The following is a 17,848-nucleotide window of genomic DNA, read 5'->3' on the forward strand; positions in this document are numbered from 1 at the left end:
CGTTGTACGATCTGCTCGGCCGTACCCACCCGCACGTAAAATCTGCCCCACCCACGACTCGGAGTCCGAGGAGCTCGCATGGTCACGATCGTGGACGACGGGACAACCGCTCCGTCGGCGCAGGACCACAACCCGACGAAGCCCGCAGACGCCGAGACGGAGGCGCGGGCGTCGTCGCGGGCACTGTCCGACCTCCTGGCCCCGGCGCGGGCTTCGCTGGCCATCGGAGTGGCGCTCCAGGCATTGGGCGCGATCGCCACAATCGCGCCGTACGTGGCCATCGCCGAACTTGGAAAGAGCTTCCTCGGCACCGGTGAGGTGGACCGGGCCCGAGTGTGGTGGATCGCGATCGCGGTGGTTATCGCGTTGTTCGCCCGCACGGTGCTCGGCGGCGCGGCCCTGTCGGTGACGCATTTCGCCGACGCCCGGTTGCAGGGGATCATCCGTACCCGCATCGTGGAGCGACTGGGCCGGGTACCGCTGGGATGGTTCACCCAGAACTCGTCCGGCCTGGTCCGCAAGGCCACCCAGAACGACATCAACGACATCCACTACCTCGTGGCCCACGGCGCCGTGGAGACCACCGCGGCGGTCACCGTGCCGCTGGTCGGCCTGGCCTACCTGTTCACGCTGGACTGGCGGCTCGCGCTGGTGGGAATCGCGACGCTCCCCATCTACCTGGTCGCCTACGCGGTCATGGCGAGAGGCATGGCCGCGAAGATGGTCGAGATGAACGCCGGGATCGCACGGATCAGCGCGACCATCGTCGAGTTCGTCTCCGGCATCTCGGTGGTCAAGACCTTCGGGCAGGCCGGGCGCGCGCACGCCGCCTACCGGAAGGCGGCCATGCGGTTCGCCGAGGCGTACGCGGCATGGGTGCGGCCGATGCTGCGTACCGACGCCCTGGCGACTATCCCGATCTCCGCCCCGTTCGTGCTGCTGGTCAACCTCGTGGTCGGGGCCTGGTTCGTCGCCCGGGGCCGGGTCACCGTGGTCGACCTGGTGACGGCGGCCCTGGTGGCGATGACGCTGCCGGCGGCGATCATGACGGTGAGCTTCAGCATGCAGGCCCGCCGCGAGGCTGCGGCCGCCGCGAAGCGCATCACCGACCTCCTGGCCACGCCGGTGCTGCCCGAGCCGGCGCAGCCACGGTCGCCGGAGTCGGCGGAGGTGCGGATCGAAGACGTCGGGTTCAGCTACGACGGTCGGCACCGGGTGCTGCACGACATCGACCTGACGCTCCCGGTCGGTACGGTCACCGCGCTCGTCGGGCCCTCCGGCTCCGGTAAGTCGACGTTGGCGACACTGGTGGCGCGGTTCCATGACGTGGCGGACGGCCGCATCTCGATCGGCGGGGTGGACCTGCGGGACATCGCCACGGAAGAGCTGTACCGGTGGGTGGGGTTCGTGCTGCAGGACGTCCAACTGCTGCGGGCGACCGTGGCTGACAACATCCGGCTGGCTCGGCCCGACGCGACCCTGGAGCAGGTACGGCGAGCCGCACGGCTGGCGCAGATCGACGACCGGCTCCTCGCCCTGCCGCGCGGGTACGACTCGGTGGTCGGCGTGGACGCGCAGCTCTCCGGCGGCGAGGCGCAGCGGGTGTCGATCGCCCGGGCCGTCTTGGCCGACCCGCCGATCCTGATTCTCGACGAGGCGACCGCGTTCGCCGACCCGGAGTCGGAGGCGCGCATCCAGACCGCGCTCGCGCACCTGGTCGGCGGGCGCACGCTGCTCGTGATCGCCCACCGGCTCGCCTCGATCACGTCGGCCGACCAGATCGTGGTGCTGGATCGCGGCCGCGTCGCCGAGGTCGGAACCCACACCGAACTGCTGGGTGCCGGCGGGGTGTACGCACGCATGTGGCGGGCCCACCAGGGTGACTCCGCAACGGCCGTCTCCGCCGAGGGGGAATCGCGATGATCCGGCAACTGAGGGCGGTGCTCGGCCCCGAGCATCAGGGTGACTACACGCGGTTCCTCGTCTGGGCGAGCATCTACGGCGTGCTCCAGGGCTTCGCCGTCAGCCTGCTCGTCCCCATCGCCCGGGCGCTGGCCGTCGGCGACTGGTCGGGTGTCCGGACGTGGGTCGGCGTCCTGGCCGTGGCGGTCACGGGCTGTGCCGTCGCGCACTACGTGCAGGCGATGCGCGGATTCGGCGTGGCGCTGACCGTGCTGCGCACCATGCACCTGAACATCGGCGACCACCTCGTCCGATTGCCGATCGGCTGGTTCGCCGGCAAGACCGGCAGTGTCGCCCAGATCGCCGCCAAGGGCACCCTGGCCGCCGGTGGCGCCGCGGCCCACCTGATGACCCCGCTCGTCGTCGGTATCGCCGCACCGGCCGCGGTCACCGCGTCCATGCTCGTCTTCGACTGGCGACTCGGCCTCGCCCTGCTCGTGACGGCACCCGTCCTCGCCCTCGCCGCCCGGGCGGCCGCGCGACTGATCGCTCGCAGCGAGCACGCCGCACACGAGGCCGCGGTCGAGTCCAGCGACCGAGTCATCGAGTTCGCCCGCTGCCAGCCCGTGCTCCGCGCCTTCGGCCGCACCACCGGAGCCGGCTACCCGCCACTGAGCGCGGCGATCGCCCGGCAGCAGAGGGTCGCCCGGCGCACCATGGTCGAGGCGGTTCTGGGTCTGTCTCTCAACGGGGTGACCATCCAACTCGTCTTCACCGGCGTGGTGGTCCTCGCCGCCGCTCTCGCGCTCGGCGGCAGCCTGTCCGGTGTCGACCTGCTCGCGCTGCTCGGGGTGGCCTCCCGGTTCGTGCAGCCGCTGTCGGAGATCGGTGAGTTCGGTGGCTCGCTGCGCCAGATCCGTGGCGAACTGAGCCGCATCCAGGGCATCATGGACGCCCGGCCACTGCCCGAACCGCACCGGTCCGCCGCCGTCGACGCGCCCGGCCTGGTCGAGTTCGCACACGTCCACTTCGGCTACGAACCCGGTACGCCGGTGCTCGACGACGTGACCTTCACCGTTCCGCCGAACAGCATGACCGCGCTCGTCGGGCCGTCCGGTGCCGGCAAGACCACGGTCACCCGGCTCATCGCCCGCTTCTACGAGGTGGACGCCGGCACGGTCCGCGTCGGTGGCGCCGACGTTCGGGACCAGACCACCGAGGACCTCATGGCGCAGCTCGCCCTGGTGTTCCAGGACGTCTACCTCTTCGACGACACGCTGCGGGAGAACATCCGCTTCGGCCGCCCCGACGCCAGCGAGGACGAGATAGCCGAGGCGGCGCTGCTGGCCGGGGTGACCGAGATCGCCGATCGACTCCCCGACGGCTGGGACACCCGGGTGGGCGAGGCCGGATCCGCGCTCTCCGGCGGCGAGCGCCAGCGCGTCTCCGTCGCCCGAGCGATCGTCAAGCGCGCCCCCGTCGTGCTGCTCGACGAGGCCACGGCCGCGCTCGACCCCGAGAACGAACGCTACGTCCAACGTTCCCTGGAAGCCCTGCGGGAACACTGCACCCTCGTGGTCATCGCCCACCGGCTCTCCACCGTGATGGACGCCGACCAGATCATCGTCCTCGACGAGCGGGGACGCGTCGCCGAGGTCGGTACCCACGACCGCCTGCTGGCCGCCGGCGGCCGGTACGCCGCCTTCTGGCTCGAACGGTCCAGCGCCGTCGGATGGCGCCTGGAGGCCGCCCGCTCGTGAGCCATCAGGGCGAGACGATCGGCCGGTTCATCGGCAACGGTTGCCACCGTAGAGTCGGCCGACATGACGGAACGTGCACCCATCTCGCTCGGCGACGTCGAAGAGACGATGCTGATTCCGCTCTACGCGCGGGCCGTGGAGACCCGGCGCGAGCGAGGCATCGTCAACGATCCACTGTCGGCGCGGATGGTCGACGCCATCGACTACGACTTCAGCCGCTTCGACCAGCCACCGACCCTGTACGGCTGCGTGCTGCGTGCGTCGGTCTTCGACCGCTGGGTGCGCGAGTTCCTCGCCGACCACCCCACGGGCACGGTCATCGAGGTGGGTGCCGGCCTGAACACCCGTTTCGAACGGGTCGACAACGGCAGCGTGCACTGGGTGGACCTCGATCTGCCGGATGTGATCGCCCTGCGCCGACGATTCTTCGACGAGTCCGACCGGCGTCGCATCGGTGCCGCGTCGGTGCTCGACCCGGCGTGGGTGTCTACGGTCCGGCAGTGGCCTCCGCCGTACTTCTTCGCCGTCGAGGCGGTCCTCATGTACCTGGTCGAGGCGGACGTCCGCCGCGCACTCGGCCTCATCGCCGACAACTTTCCGGGCGCCCGGGTCGCGCTGGACACCGGCGGCCACCTCATGGTCGACCGGCAGGACCGGCACCCCACGATGAAGTTCATGGCGGCGAAGATGCGGTGGGCCTGCGACGACCCCAGGGAGATCGAAGGCTGGGGGCTCGGCCTGCGGTTGCTCGCCTCCTCCACCTCTACCGAGGTCCCCCGGGACCAGTTCCGACGGCTTCCGCTGGTCTACCGCGCCGCGTTGCGGGCCATGCGCGCATTCCCCCCGACGGCCCGCATGTACCGACTCAACATCTTCGAGGTCGCGCCCCCCGCCGGATGACGGCCCCGACCGCCGGGAGAGGCGTGTTCCCGGCGGTCGGGCCCACTGCGGTGAGACCATGGACAGCGCGTCGGTTCACTGCCTCCTCAACGGTTCTGCAACCGTTTTCATGAGAAATACCTGAGCAGTCCCGTTCGGCGTCCCGGCCCGACTCAGCGGCCGTTGCCGGTGAGGCCACCGATGATGGCTTCGGCGTTGAACCGCATCATGTCCAGGTAGGTCCCGGCGTCACCGTCGGCCTCGCTCAGCGACTCGGAATAGAGCGGGACCACGCTTACCCGGATCCCTGCCTCGGCGGCAAGGACCTCGGCCAGCTTGGCCGGCTGCGAGGTGTCGGCAAAGATCGCCGGCACCTGATGCGTCCTGATCGCGGTGACCAGCGAGGCCAGATCGGACGAACTCGGCGACGCGAGCGTCGTGCCGCCCGGGATGATCGCGCCGATCACCGTGAAGTCGTAGCGATCGGCGAAGTAACCGAACACGTGGTGGTTGGTGACCAGCACCCGCCGTTGCGCCGGCAGGCCGGCGAACCGCTCGGCCAACTGGGCGTCCAGCTCACTCACCTGTTTCGCGTACGCGTCCGCGCGTTCCCGCACGACCGCGGCGTCCACCCCGTCGACCTGGCCGACGATCTCGTCGGTGAGCAACCGCACCGCGCCGACCACCCGGGCCGGGTCGGTCCAGAAGTGCGGATCGGACGTCCCCGCCGCATCGCCGTCCCGGTATTCCATCGGGTCGACCTGCTTGCCCACCTCGACGGTGCGGGCGCCTTCGGCCCGGGCCGCCTCGACGTGCTGCAGCACGCCCTCCTCGAGGCCGAGACCGTTGTAGACGACCAGGTCCGCCGATTGCATGGCATGCGCCTCGCGAGCCGAGATGCCGAACGAGTGCGGGTCCGCGTTCGGCTTCATCAGCACGCTCACCTCGGCCTCGTCACCGACGATCTGGCTGACCACGTCGCCGAGGATGTTCGTGGTCACCACGATGCTCGGCCGGTCCGGCGAGCCGCAGGCGGCCCCGGCCACCAGCATCGACGTCGAGACGGCGAGCATGGACAGCAGTTTGCGGAGTCTCATCGGCCGACCTCCACCATCAGATCCGGGCGTTCGGCGACCGGCAGGGTGCGGGCCGTGCGTAGCCCGTCGCCGTAGTCGATCTCGTGGATCACCTGGCCCTGCGGGTCGGGCAGGTAGGCGCGGTTCATGTCGATGGTGAGGCTGGTGGCCGGCACGGGCTTCTGCGCGAGCACCTTCCCGGTCTCGAGGTCCAGGCTGAGCAGCGTGCCGGCGGAGGAGAGGGCGAGCACCGTGTCGCCGTCGGCCGGAGACGCCGCCGCCACCAGGTTGTGCCCGGCGGCCGGCAGATGCCGCAGGGTGTCCTTGGCCGCGTTCACCGACCAGATGCCGCCGGCACCGGCCAGCGCGGCCTCGTTGCTGCGCGGCCGGTATCCCAGTCCGCCCGTCGGGACCGGCCGGTGCGGGGAGGTCAGGGCTTTCGCGCCGAGCCCGCCGGATTCGCGCTGGACCCGTACCAGACGGTCCTCGCAGGCGATGACCGCGCCGCCGCGCAGCACCGCCCATCCGCGCGGCGCCCGGCAGGGCGTCTCCGCACCGGTCCGGCGGCCGTCCGCGGCCATCGTGACAATCCGGTCCGCCGGCTGGCCGCTGTCGCCGCCGCCGATGGCGACGATCAGTTCATCGCCATACGGCACCGCCAGCGGCGTGGAGCTGCCCGAGTCGATCCGGCCCAGCTCGGCGACCTGCCCCGCCTCGAGTTGACGTCGGTCGAGGACCCGGATCTGCCCATCGGCGGTACCGATCGCGGTGTGGCCACGGAAACCGGTGATCGTGCGGATCTCGGCGTCGAAGGTCAGCGTGCCCAGCGATCGGGCCGGCTTGCGGTAGTAGTGGACGTGATCGGTGTGGTCGACCGTCCACACCCCGGCGTCGACGATTTCGAGTTGCCGTCCGCCGTCGTCGGCGTAGACGAAGCGGCCGTCCTCGACCAGCCGTTGGACCGCGATCGACAGTGTGACGTCCTTCTCGGTGGCGGAGGCGAGATCGAGCAGACCGAGGCGGGACGAGCCGCGCGCCGCATAAGCGACGGTCGCCTGCATCTCGTCCATCTCCTCGGCGCCGGCGACGTAGCCGTGCGGCGTCGCCTCGGCGTCCTGCGGTTGTTCCGGTGAGCCGCAAGCGGCCAGCGCGAACGCGACGCTCAACGCTGCCGCGCCGAGAAACCTATTGATGAACACGAGCATCCCTTCCGGTACGGGGCTTGTGCCCTGACGGCGACGGCTGACCGGCGCCCGAGGCGCTGACGAGGCCCGTCCGGCCAGCAGGAGAAGGAACGACAGAAGGGTGACCGCAGTAATCGTCACGAGCAGCGACATCACCCAATCGAATATGGGCGTAGGCGCCATGTGCGTTCCGAGGTCGCACACGCGCAGGTTCTGCCGCTCGTTCGCGCCGCCCGCGAATGCCTCGTGGCAAACTTCCACGGCCACGCCGTGGTAGGGGCGACCGGCCGACTCCAGCAGCGCGAGACCGACTGCCGGCCTGGGCCTCGGCGGTACCTCCCGTGCGGTGGGCGGCGAGCGCGCTCAGATGCTGCGTCCCGTGGCGGCCGGGCCCGCTGTCGGCGCTCACGCGACCGGTGTGCGCCCGGTCCACAGCAGGGTGGGTTGGACGACGTAGGTGTGCGGGTCGTCACCGACCCAGGCGGGCCCCTCCGGATCGAGCAGTTCTCCGGCGCGGACGATGTCGGTCTCGCTCATGCCGGCGGCGCGCCCGTGTGAGGCCACGGCATGGCGCATCTCCGGCCACACGATCTGCTCCAGGAACGCCCGTGCCGCCGGCTCCGAGGCCATGCCGGCAAGCGGGAACGCCCGGACGGCGACGTCGGCCAGACCGGCCGCACGCAGCCACGCACCCAACCGTTCGTAGTGGGTCGGCCCGTCACCGGGCAGTCCCCAGGTGAGCTCCGACGCCGTCCGGATGAGTCGCTCCAGCCGCGAGTGCCCCGGAAGAAGCATCGACTGGTAGTAGTTCGTCGTGAACAACGCCAACGTCCCGCCCGGAACGAGCGCGCCGGCCAGGGTCTGCACCACCTCGGCCGGATTGTCGAACGTGGTTGGCCAGACCACGTCGGACGACCAGATCAGGTCGAAGCGTTCACCCGATGTCACGGCCCCGGCCGCCACGTCACGCAGGTCGGCAACCCGCAGGTCGACCGGTGCCGCACCCAGGTTCAGGTCGCCGAGTTGGCGCCCGGCCACCTCGACCGCCCGCTCGTCGACGTCGACCGCCACCACGGTGCCCCCGGGCCCGCCCGCCGCCCGCACCAGCGCGATCAGCTCGGGAAGCGCGCCGCCGGCCCCCGTACCGGCATCCAGCACCCGGAGCGGGCGACCCGAGATCTCCGGCGTGATCGACGCGACCGCGGCTGCCACCGCGGGTGCGGTGAAGTTCCGGTTCGTGAGCAGATAGTCCAGGTAGCCCCGGGTGTCCGGGCCCGCGCCCGTGTCAGCCACCGGCAACTGCTGCTTCTCGGCCACGTGTACCCCCACTTCCTCAATGAGAACGATTGTCATTCTAACCAAGCGTTGTCGCCGCAGGCCCGCAGGTGCGGCGCCGGCACGACCTCTTGCCCTGGCAGATCCGCCAAGGCAGGTCAGATGGCGGTGAGGGTGAGGGTGGCGGCATAGGTTCCGGGGGCGGTGTCGGTGGGCAGTTCCAGGTACAGGCCGGCGACCAGGCGGGCGGTGCCACGGCCGGCACCGGCCGGCGCCGAGCCGAGGATGCCGCCGGCCGCCAGACCGCCGCCACCGGAGAAGCCGGCCGGTACCGCAGGGCCGGGCGTAACTTCCTGGGCCGGGGCCTGCGCCAACACGCCCGGCGTCCATCCGAGGAAGGCGCCGCTGACCCGGCCGGCGGCCGAGGTGAAGTCGTTGACCTGGCCGGACACGTTCCAACCGGGTGCCGCCGGGCGGGTGTCCGTGACGGTGACCGGCCGCAGCTGTCCGGCGGTCTGCCACCGGTCGCCCGAAGCCGCCAGTGCGGTCTCCGGCAACACCACCAGACGGTCGGTGGAGTCGACGGCGACCACCAGCCCGCCGTGCGCCGGATCCACGGCGACGACGATCTGCTGGCTGGCACCGGGCTCGACAACGACAGACTGCGAGGGTGGGGAGGGAGCCGAGGCGCCGATGGCGTTCACCGCGAGAACAGAGGCGGTGTAGGTGCCCGGGGCGACGCCCGTGAACGTCGCCGTGGTCGTACCGGTGACCTGCTGGACCAACGGAGTGGGGCCACCGTCCAGTCGGACGGTGTAGCCGGTGATCGGCGACCCGCCGTCCGCCGGCGCGGTCCAGTTGACGGTGACGGCATCACCGCTTCCCTCGGCGGTCGGCGCGGCCGGCGGGTGCGGCACGGTCCGGCCCGGTCCGGCGGCCGTGCAGTCGGATGGGTCGATCCGACGCGGGTCTGTCTCGCCGACGGCGACCGCGAGGGTGAACGCGTGCGCCTGCGGCGCCTCCGCGCCCGCGACGGAGCGCTCGAAGTCGAGGCAGTAGACGCCCTCGGCGGTGAACGCCCAGCTACCGTGGGCGTGCGTGGCCGGCGGGATCGTGTAGTGGTCGGGCAATCCGTCCGCGGCGTTGAAGACCTGCCTGATCGGGCTCACCCCGCCGCCGTAGTAGAGGAAGAATTGTCCCGGGCCGCGCGCCCCGGTCAGGGTCCACCGAACCCCCTCGGGATAGACGCCCGGCCCGATGTGTTCGGTCGACCAGCCCGGCCACAGCAACCCGGGCTGTTGGGTCTGCGAGACCTGCCAGACGTGGCTGCCGGCAGCGCCGAGGAAGGCGTACTGCGGGTCGTTCGGAACCGTCGTCCTCGACTCCGGCAGCAGTTGCAGCACGACGTCGTCGCTGTCATGCCAGTACGCGGTTTCGCCGTCGGGCTTGTTGGCCAGGCCCTCGGTGGTGGTGTCCTTGACCACCGTGGTGAGTACGCCGTCGCGGCGGATCGAGGCGATGTCGATGTGCCCGTCGTTGAGAATCACCGCGTCGGTGGTCGTCCTGGACCAGTTCGGCACGTTCCAGGGAGCGTCGGATGGTGGGCCGCCGGGAACGGGTACCTCCTCAGGTGTGGTCGCGGCTCCGCCCCGGGTACAGGTGACGGTGAGGGTGTGCTCGTTGTGTCGGAATGCCGGACCGGGATAGTTCCCCGAGCCGTCCGGACGAGTCGTGGGGTCCAACGGGCCGTCGACGACGAAGGTCAGGGTTCTGGTGTCGGAGACGACACCGCCGCCGTCGGGCAGGTCGGCCTGCCAGTTCAGGGTGACGCAGTACTTGCCGGGGCGGGAGAACGACCAGGTCATCGCACTGTTGGTGGTGCCGCCGGCGGAACCCGCCCAGAGGGCGTACGGGTCGCGGTCTCCGGTGGCGGTGTTGAAGACGTACGGTCCACGCTGGGTTTCGCCGCCGGACAGCGCGACGTCACCGGGTCCGGCGAGGCCGGCGAGGGACCAGCGGATGTCACCGTCGAGCTGCTGCGGAAGCAATCCGGTCAGGTCCCATCGGGTGGCCGGCAGCGACCATCCGTACACCGGTGACGTAAAACCGGAGACGTTGTGTGCGGCGCCGGAGAGCGCCGCCGGGCGGTGGAAGATCACCTCGTCGATGTTCCGGGGGTCGCCCCAGCCGGCGGTCGGCGCATCGTAGATCAGGAGTTGGGTACGGAGGCCGGCCGGGTCGAGGGTGCTCACCATCGAGCTGGTCCCGCCGTCGACCACGACCGTGTCGTGGCTGGGCACCGGGGTCGGGCTGTCGGGTACGGGCTGTGGGTACGGCTGGGTCCGCCCGCAGGGGGTGACGGCGTCGGCGTCGGTCGTGTCGCCGACGGCGATGGTGAGCTGCTCGGAGTCGGTCAGGCGCCGGCCGTCCGTGGTCTCGGCCCGGAGGCTCATCGCCACGCAGTACACGCCCGGTGCGCTGAAGGACCAGTTGTAGTGCGCGTGCCGATGTTGCGGGACCCACTGCGCGGCGGGCAGGCCGAGCCGGGTACCGACCTCGGGAAGGTCCTGCCGGTCGGCGGCCTGTTGCCCGCGCTGCGGCGAGCCCTGCCAGAGCGCGAACTCGCCGGGTGCGGCGGCGCCGCCCGGGCCGGAGACCGCGTCGACCCGCCACAGCAGACTGTTGTGCCCGAGCGCGGAGAGAGTGTTCGACTCGGTGCTGAGGCCCGCCCAGGGCATGCCCGACTCCTGGTCGAGCGGCAGGTTCCAGTAACCGGTGCCGGGAGGCGCGATGAAACTCCAGTCGTTGCCGGAGGTGTAGGCCGCCGGGGTCGTCTCTCTCGCCGCGTCCGGTGTGACGATCACCAGGTCGTCGTACTCGATCCACGCCTGCCGGTGCTCGCGGGGGACGTCGTACTTCGCCCGCAGGGACAGCCCGTCGCCGTCGACCTGGGCGGCGATCGCGTCGATGTGCCCCTCGCGGACCACCCACTCGGCGATGCCGGGCTCGGCGGGCTGACTGGGGCCGGGAGAGCCGGTCGGGCCGGGAGAGCCGGTCGGGCTGCCCGGGTCGGTGGGTGCGGCCGTACCGCACTCGGCTTCGGCCGGCGTCGTGTCGCCGACGACGAACCGGATCGGCAGCGAGCGCTCCGCCGTGCCGCCGTCGAGCAGCGGGACCCGCGCGGTGAGCGTGAAGCAGTACATCCCGGCGGCGCCGAACCGGAACCGGGTCGGGCTGGAATCCCATGCGGTCAGCTCCGCCGGAACCGTCGCCTGCGGCGTCCCGTCCCGCTGGGTTCCCGTGCCGAAGCGGTACCCGATCGGGACGTTCGTGTCCGGCTCGAACGGGAGCCTGGAGGTCGCGTAGTAGGCGAGGTCTCCCGGGCCGACGACTTCAGTCGCCGTGAAGGAGAATTGGCTGCCCTCCGAGATGAGGTGGTCGTAGTAGTAGCCGTCCGGGGCGTTCGTGCTCAGCGACAGCACGAGTCCGTCGGAGATGTCCTCGAAGGGCCCTCGGGTGGTGAAGCCGGTCGCACCCGCCGGACCCAGCCAGGCGTACGAGTCCGCGTCCGGCACGTCGGTGACCGAGTCCGACGGCACCCGGAACGCCAGGCCGTCCGGGTTCACCGAAACGAACTCGTAGGCACGCTCGTCCAACAGCCCGATGGCCATCGCACCGGTCTCGTCGGGATACGCCGCGATCTGGTAGATGCCCGCCGGCGTCTCGGCCGGGATCGGGTCGGTGGCGGCGGCAAGGATCGGTACCGCGACGAGCCCGGCCAGCCCGACCGCCACCACGACTGACAGCGTGGTGGCGTCGGCCGGACGCCGGAACGGTCCGAAACGAACGCTGGAGAACATGGGATCCTCTGGGCTCTCGCGGAACTGCCGAAAGGGGGCGGTGCCCGGAAACGTGGTGGTTCCGGGCACCGCTGGTAGCTACCGAGGTCAGGGAACGATGACGAACTCGGCCTCGAGATAGTTCTGCGTGCTCATCGGGGTCCCGTTGTCGGGGCCGAACCCGAAGTACAGCCGGTACGTCGCGGCGATCGTCGGCTTCGCCGAGGCGTAGAACCGCCATGCGAAGTGCGTGTGCTGACCGGAACTCAGGGCGTACTCCGCCGAGGAGTTCGTGCTCAGCACCACGGAGCCGCCGGAGTTGCGCAGTTCCACCCGGCCGGGGTTGGCGCCGTTCACCGGGGAGAGCCACACGTCGCCGCTGCCCGCGCAGCTACCGTTGAAGTTGAAGCCGACCCAGGGCGCCGTCCCCATGGTCGAGGAGGAGATGTCGACCAGCCAGTATCCGGCCGTGCCCGTGGTCGGAACCCAGGAGACGTACGGGCTGGACGCGTCTTGGTACACGAAGGCGTAGTTGTGCAGGTCGGTCGGGTTGATCGGCGTGCCCGAGTCGAGCTTCGTCGTCAGGGCAAGGGCGGGGCTCGACGGGCATTCGATGTTGACGATGTCGATGTGGCCGGAGGTAATGTCGTTCGTGGCGTAGACGCCGGCGAAGGCCGGCGCGGAGGGTGCGACCAGCGCCAGCACGAGGCCGGCGAAGCCGGCGAGCATCGAGCGCCTCGTGCGTCGAGTCTTCAACATGCGTACCCCTACTCCTCGTGGGTTGACGGTCCCTGCGTGGCCGCGTGGGTCACGGCCTGCCCACGCCGCCTGGCGGCGAGGCGTGTCTTGGTGGATCGCGGCTGGCGTGCGGCGGTGACCGGACTATCCGACCTGGAACGTGTAGGTGACGTTGCCGGAGGTGACGCCCGCCCCGCCCTGGGCGGTCGCGCGGAAGGTCAGGGTGTAGGTGCCGAGGGTGTTGAAGGCCCAGTTGCCGTGGCCGTGGACCCCACGGGCGATGTTGCCCGGCCACGTCGTGATGGTGCAGCCTGCGGCGCCGTTGGTGTTGAGGCGGTAGGTGGGCCCGCCGAGACTGACGGTGTAGAGGGCGAACCTGCCGCCAGGGGGCGTGGTCCAGCTGACCAGTTGCATCCTGATCGGGCCCTGGGCCACAGGAACGTCGTAGGTGTCCCAGCCCGGCCAGAGCAGGTTGGGATTCTGGCTCTGCGGCAGGACATAGGTGGTAGAGCCGGCGGCGCCGAGGCAGGCCCAGGTGGACCCTGAGGGGATGGTCCCGGCAGAGGCGGGCAGTACGCGTAGGACGGTGCCCGTCGGCGAGAGGTCGTCGTTGGCGGGGTTCTGGGTCCTGATGTTCAGGGTGAGCGCGCCGCCGGAGTAGTCGACGTCGAGGGCGTCGATGTGGCCGGTCTGGATGGTGGCGGCTGAGGCCGGTGTGGCCGACAGGGTCAGGGCTGCGGCTGTCGCGACCGCGGTAAGCGACAGGAGGCGGCGCGTGAATGGCATCCTCGGCTCCTTTGCTGCTCGTCGTTGCATGCCTTCGAACGCGATGTCGATGGTGTCCACGTGCTCTACGACGCACCACCCATGGCAACGCAGACACCGGCACCGTCCAGACCGGCACGGTGACCGTCACCGACACCACAGGAGGTAACCCGTCGTGTTCCGTGCGGCGTTCGCCACAACACGGCGATGGTAGTCATTTTCAATAGCAGAAGTCAATCACTGCCGATCCCCCTGCGGCCGAGCGGCCGTAGCCCGGCAGTGGTGGCGCACCCCGGCGGCGGAGAAGGTGAGGTCTTCCCCGGCGGAAACCGGGACGTCAGTGTGCCGACAGCGTTCCGCTGATCTCGTTCGGAATCGCGTCGAGCGTCACCGATCGGACAACCTTGCCGGTGGCGAGGTCGAGCCGGTGCACCGTCCTGGTGGCCGGTTCGGTGATGTACGCGTCGTTCCCCCGGGCGAAGAGAGCCGGGCGTGGCTCCTGCCAGTCCATCGGCTCCTTCCACGCGGCGACCACCGGCCACGAGTTGGTCAACTTCCCGGAGCTGGGATCGACCACGTGCAGCTTGCCGTCGGTCCCGAGGATCAGCCCCTCGCCCTGCGGACCACGGGCCAGCGAGCGGAAGCTGTAGCTGGCGCCCGCCGGCATCGGCACGACCCGGATATTCTGGTCGCCGGGACCGCCTCGATCCTGGGTCCACAACAGCGACTGCGAAGAGATCATCTGTAAGAACGCCTACGACGCTCGATTCCCGCTACGCGTTCCGGATACCTACGAGCAGGATGAGCTGCCTGATCCTTCGATCGTCCGGCGGAGCAAATAAGGGCGGGGACCAATCGCCAACGGCTGCCACCACTTCGTGATCATGCCGAATGACGAGGTCAGGACAGTGGCCGACACCGGGCGCGGTGGGTCACGTACGCCGGCATCGGTTCTCGAAGACCTGTGAGAATAGAAGATCTTCGCTGGGCACACGAGCATCGTGGGATTTGCGAGACCGAAGGTCCCCAACGGGGTGCTTATGGCAGGGGTTCTCAAGGTCAAAGACGGACAGGTCGTGGAGTTCAATCGGTTTTCCGGCCACTATGAGCCGCAGGACTACGGAGACGACGGCGAGATGCTCGAAGAGATCTCCAAGCGTGCGTTCGCAGCGGCCGGTTACGGCGGGTCCGCGACGTACACGGGCATGACGTGGTGCGAGGACGAGGACGAGGAGGACTAGGGTAATGGCGACCCGATGGCGGACGGTTTGGGCGACCGGCGGAAGCGACAACTTGATCGCCTGTCTCGGCATGACGAGTCCCGCCGTGGTGGTCTCGGCCCACCACGGCGGTACCCTCGATGCACGGCGAGCCGATGACGTTTCCCTGCTGGCAGCGATTCAGGTCGCCCGTTCCGGCCACCGAGATGACGGAGGTGAGTGTGGAACGTCCGAGTGCCGCCGTAATCAAGGCGCTGACCGATCCGGCGCACGATGCTGCTCCCGACCAGCTGGCTGCCGAACGGTCGGTCCTGGCGACGTTCCTTGACACGCTGCTGGGCGAGCTGCCGTGGTGGAATCGCGCCTGGCGGGTCGCCGAGGTGGGAGAAGTGTGTAAGAGTTCTTCTGCCCGGGCCATGCGGCCGGGGAGGGTGCAGGTTGTCGAGGTGACCGTGCCGGGTTCCCTCGGCGGCGACGCCCGCGAAATTCAGACGTTCTCCGCGCGGGTGAGGCTGCTGGAAGACCGGCTCCTCCGTTGGCAGATGAAGGTCGGGGACACGGTCATCGGACCGGCGGTCGCGCCGGCGGGGGAACTGGAGCCGCACCCGTTCGGCGCCGTGTTCCAGATGCTGGTGGAGATGCGCGGCCTGTCGCGGGGCGAGGTGGCCTTGCGGACCGGGCGAGCCCAGGCGACGATCATGAAGCTCCGTCACGGAGCCCTGGTTCCCGAACGGGCGCTGATCGAGGAGCTGGCGCGGGCGTTGAACGTGCCGGCAGCGAATCTCGCCCTCATCGCCGGAGTGGACTCGGCCGACCCGGGCCGGGCATAGGCGTTTGAGGCCTCGATCAGCGCTCAGCGAGCAGCGAAATGCGGCCGTTCCAGGATGTCATCTATGTGGTGTGGGGCATCGCGGACGTCTCGGCTTAAGGCGAAGTTTACGAGTACGGTGTAGGGCGTTTCGTGCCCCAGCCCGGGATGTTGACCTCGCCTGAGCTGCGGTTCGACGCGGTACGAGAACGAGGACAGCGACCGTCGATGATGGACGGTTGCGTGGCCTGACCATGACGCAGCGGTGGCTGCCGGATAGAGGGCAGACGCCCCCAGCGATGGCGGGTGCTGTTCGACGACCTGATGTTGACGGTTGGGCAGCGTTTCCGCAGGCCCGAGCCGCGTCGCCGGGCGCGTGACTTCGTCGGGCCTGTTGGCACCGCCGCTGCGGAAGAACCGCTGGATTATCGCCGAGCACGCCGGGGATGCGGGCCTGGACGGGATGCAGGGACTGCTGCCCCGGGTGACGTGGGACGACGCCGAGGTTCGTGCCGATGTCCGCGAGTTCGTCGGTGACCAGCTCGGTGATGTCGATGCCGTGCTGATCATCGACGAGATGGGTGATGTGAAGAAGCGCCGGCACACCGTGAGTGTGCAGCGGCAGCACTCGGAAAGGGCCGGGGAAGATCGAGAACTGCCAGGTCGCCGTGCGCCTAGTCTATGCTGCCGAGGGTGCTCACGCGATGCTCAACCCGGCCCTCTACCTGCCGAAATCCTGGCGTGAAGATCCGCAGCTACCACATACCGGCCGACCAGATCGAACGCTTGCTCGACAGGGAATTCAATGGTCGGGTGGCAGGGAGGCGCCTCACCTGCCGGCTCCCTCAGATTCGGGCGTGACAGTCTCCCGTCACCCGGCTCTTGTCACCCCTGGTCCCCAGAAGCCGCGGGTCCAACGCCAGTGGGCGCGCGCTCGTCGCACCACAGGCGTCGGCGCACCCAAACAGCAGCTCAGGCGGAGCCGACAAGCGAGCATGCCAGCACACATTCGATGTGGTGCGGTGCCTCGCCGACGGTTCCGAGGCCGGCGAACTTCGACGAGCCGGACGGGCCAACGGGCTGACGCAGCCACTACGACCAGGGAAATCGCTCCGAATAGAAGCAAGGCTCGCGGCTGCCTGGTCATGCTCCGACCACTGAAGCAGGCCGCTTGAAGACGCCAACAGCCTTCACGTAGTGAGACGATGTGAGACGCGAGGCCAGCGGCATTCACAAGCATCGCTTGAAAATGCCGCTGACCTGCGATTTCGGGTGGAGCCGAGGGGACTCGAACCCCTGACCCCCACACTGCCAGTGAACCGGCCAGCCTGCCGGGGTCTGTCAGACGATGCCGGTTCGTGCCGAACATGCAGGTCACTGGCCCAGTCGGAGTCCGGACCGTACCGTCCTTCGCCGGGGCTTGTCAGACCGTCCGTGAGACGGTTGTGAGATATCACGGCCATCCGGCCCTGGAGGGGCGCTGGAGATCAACAACCAGCGCACCTCCCTCTTTTGTGGTCCGACTCACAGAACTAACAGACGACTGGTTCCGGCGAAGCGCTCGCGGAGAAGCTCGGCGGTGGCGTGGTGTACCTCAAGGCGGAGCCCTTCGAGCCGAAGCACGATGACGCAACCGAGAACCCGCCGGAGCATCTGCTTAGCCTCGCAGCAAGGTCGGTCGTGTCTCTGTCGCGTTCGCGGTGAACGGCCTTGTTCACTTCTGGGAACAGGAGGCGCTCGCGACGGACGAGCGGCAAACAGTGTGAACAGGGTGCGCTCGCGGTTCCCCGCCCCACACAGCAACCTCGACGACGGCCCGGACCGGCTCAGCGACCAGGAACGGGCACGCCTCCCCGACGAACTGGCGAACAAGCTGCTGGCCATACGCCGGAATTCCTAGCTACCAAGACCAGCTCACCGGCCGCACGCAAGCAGGTAGCCGAGCAGTTCCTCATCCCGCAGGGCGGCGGGTGCAGCCTGCCAGCACAATCTCCGAGACGAGCTGTACGCGTCTCATCGGCGCCTTGCCACGACAGTCAAACAACCCTCCGCCCAGCTGTAGCGACCGGTCGTGTCGCTCCAGAGCGATGCTGCGGGTGAGGCGTCACCAGGCGTTACCAGGCGTTACCAGGCGTTACCGCGACCGGCGTTGTCATGTCGGAAGCCTGGAACCGCGACTCTTCGCCGGCACCACTTCTTTCGATGAACATCGATACGGGTGGGCCGAGCGCAGAGACTTCAAGGTCGTCAAACCGTAGAGGCCAGGAGCAACGTCCGTTCACTTGCTCACGTAGTGCTGTGCCGCAGAACACGGAACAACGCTCCTGCGGAAGCCGAACCCAAGAGCGCGGAGGGAACAGCGGAGCGCGCAGCGAACAGGTGCTGCGGGGTCTCACCCGGTC

Annotated in this window: 14 protein-coding genes; 7 read left to right on the plus strand and 7 right to left on the minus strand. The window is 69.5% G+C overall.

The genetic code is table 11. The annotated features are described in order from the left end of the window. Nucleotides 1–78: 78 nt before the first annotated feature. The 3 genes from ACN28C_RS33400 to ACN28C_RS33410 all read left to right on the plus strand — a co-directional run bounded on the left by ACN28C_RS33400 (nucleotide 79) and on the right by ACN28C_RS33410 (nucleotide 4,562). The gene (locus ACN28C_RS33400) at nucleotides 79–1,923 is read left to right on the plus strand and encodes an ABC transporter ATP-binding protein (protein WP_422771456.1); all 1,845 of its coding nucleotides are present in this window, start codon (nucleotides 79–81) and stop codon (nucleotides 1,921–1,923) included. Further along, a complete protein-coding gene (locus ACN28C_RS33405; protein ID WP_422771457.1) occupies nucleotides 1,920–3,662 on the plus strand; it encodes an ABC transporter ATP-binding protein in 1,743 nt (580 codons plus the stop codon). The genes ACN28C_RS33400 and ACN28C_RS33405 overlap by 4 nt, the downstream gene beginning before the upstream one ends. A gap of 63 nt (nucleotides 3,663–3,725) precedes the next feature. Beyond that, the gene (locus ACN28C_RS33410; protein ID WP_422771458.1) at nucleotides 3,726–4,562 is read left to right on the plus strand and encodes a class I SAM-dependent methyltransferase; all 837 of its coding nucleotides are present in this window, start codon (nucleotides 3,726–3,728) and stop codon (nucleotides 4,560–4,562) included. Between the two features lie 152 nt (nucleotides 4,563–4,714). Here the strand turns inward: ACN28C_RS33410 and aztC are convergent, their stop codons facing one another. From aztC to ACN28C_RS33445, 7 genes are all read right to left on the minus strand, one after another. Further along, on the minus strand, nucleotides 4,715–5,638 hold the full coding sequence (gene aztC, locus ACN28C_RS33415; RefSeq protein WP_422771459.1) for a zinc ABC transporter substrate-binding protein AztC: 924 nt from the start codon (nucleotides 5,636–5,638) through the stop codon (nucleotides 4,715–4,717). Further along, a complete protein-coding gene (locus ACN28C_RS33420; RefSeq protein ID WP_422771460.1) occupies nucleotides 5,635–6,816 on the minus strand; it encodes a hypothetical protein in 1,182 nt (393 codons plus the stop codon). The genes aztC and ACN28C_RS33420 overlap by 4 nt, the downstream gene beginning before the upstream one ends. 390 nt (nucleotides 6,817–7,206) lie before the next feature. Further along, nucleotides 7,207–8,130 carry a class I SAM-dependent methyltransferase gene (locus tag ACN28C_RS33425; RefSeq protein ID WP_422771461.1) on the minus strand — a complete coding sequence of 308 codons (924 nt, stop codon included), beginning with the start codon at nucleotides 8,128–8,130 and terminating at the stop codon, nucleotides 7,207–7,209. 104 nt (nucleotides 8,131–8,234) lie between these two features. Next, complete coding sequence (locus ACN28C_RS33430; RefSeq protein ID WP_422771462.1) at nucleotides 8,235–11,936, minus strand: choice-of-anchor M domain-containing protein; 3,702 nt, start codon at nucleotides 11,934–11,936, stop codon at nucleotides 8,235–8,237. 87 nt (nucleotides 11,937–12,023) lie between these two features. Beyond that, the gene (locus ACN28C_RS33435) at nucleotides 12,024–12,674 is read right to left on the minus strand and encodes a hypothetical protein (protein ID WP_422771463.1); all 651 of its coding nucleotides are present in this window, start codon (nucleotides 12,672–12,674) and stop codon (nucleotides 12,024–12,026) included. Between the two features lie 123 nt (nucleotides 12,675–12,797). Then, nucleotides 12,798–13,439, minus strand: a complete 642-nt coding sequence (locus tag ACN28C_RS33440; protein ID WP_422771464.1) for a choice-of-anchor M domain-containing protein — start codon at nucleotides 13,437–13,439, stop codon at nucleotides 12,798–12,800. 316 nt (nucleotides 13,440–13,755) lie between these two features. After that, the gene (locus ACN28C_RS33445) at nucleotides 13,756–14,160 is read right to left on the minus strand and encodes a hypothetical protein (protein ID WP_422771465.1); all 405 of its coding nucleotides are present in this window, start codon (nucleotides 14,158–14,160) and stop codon (nucleotides 13,756–13,758) included. A gap of 298 nt (nucleotides 14,161–14,458) precedes the next feature. Here ACN28C_RS33445 and ACN28C_RS33450 point away from each other — a divergent pair, with 298 nt between their 5' ends. The 4 genes from ACN28C_RS33450 (at nucleotide 14,459) to ACN28C_RS33465 (ending at nucleotide 17,346) form a co-directional block, all read left to right on the plus strand. Beyond that, complete coding sequence (locus tag ACN28C_RS33450; protein WP_422771466.1) at nucleotides 14,459–14,659, plus strand: hypothetical protein; 201 nt, start codon at nucleotides 14,459–14,461, stop codon at nucleotides 14,657–14,659. 119 nt (nucleotides 14,660–14,778) lie between these two features. Further along, entirely contained in the window at nucleotides 14,779–15,468 is a 690-nt protein-coding gene (locus tag ACN28C_RS33455) for a helix-turn-helix domain-containing protein (RefSeq protein WP_422771467.1), read from the plus strand. Nucleotides 15,469–15,780: 312 nt separating this feature from the next. After that, nucleotides 15,781–16,191 (plus strand): transposase, encoded by a 411-nt coding sequence (locus tag ACN28C_RS33460; protein WP_422771468.1) that lies wholly within the window; start codon nucleotides 15,781–15,783, stop codon nucleotides 16,189–16,191. A 1,026-nt stretch (nucleotides 16,192–17,217) separates the two neighbouring features. After that, nucleotides 17,218–17,346: a hypothetical protein gene (locus ACN28C_RS33465; protein WP_422771469.1), complete on the plus strand. Its 129-nt coding sequence runs from the start codon at nucleotides 17,218–17,220 to the stop codon at nucleotides 17,344–17,346. Nucleotides 17,347–17,848: the final 502 nt, after the last annotated feature.

This window comes from Plantactinospora sp. WMMC1484 (assembly GCF_049315195.1).
In the GTDB taxonomy this organism is placed as follows: Bacteria; Actinomycetota; Actinomycetes; order Mycobacteriales; family Micromonosporaceae; genus Plantactinospora.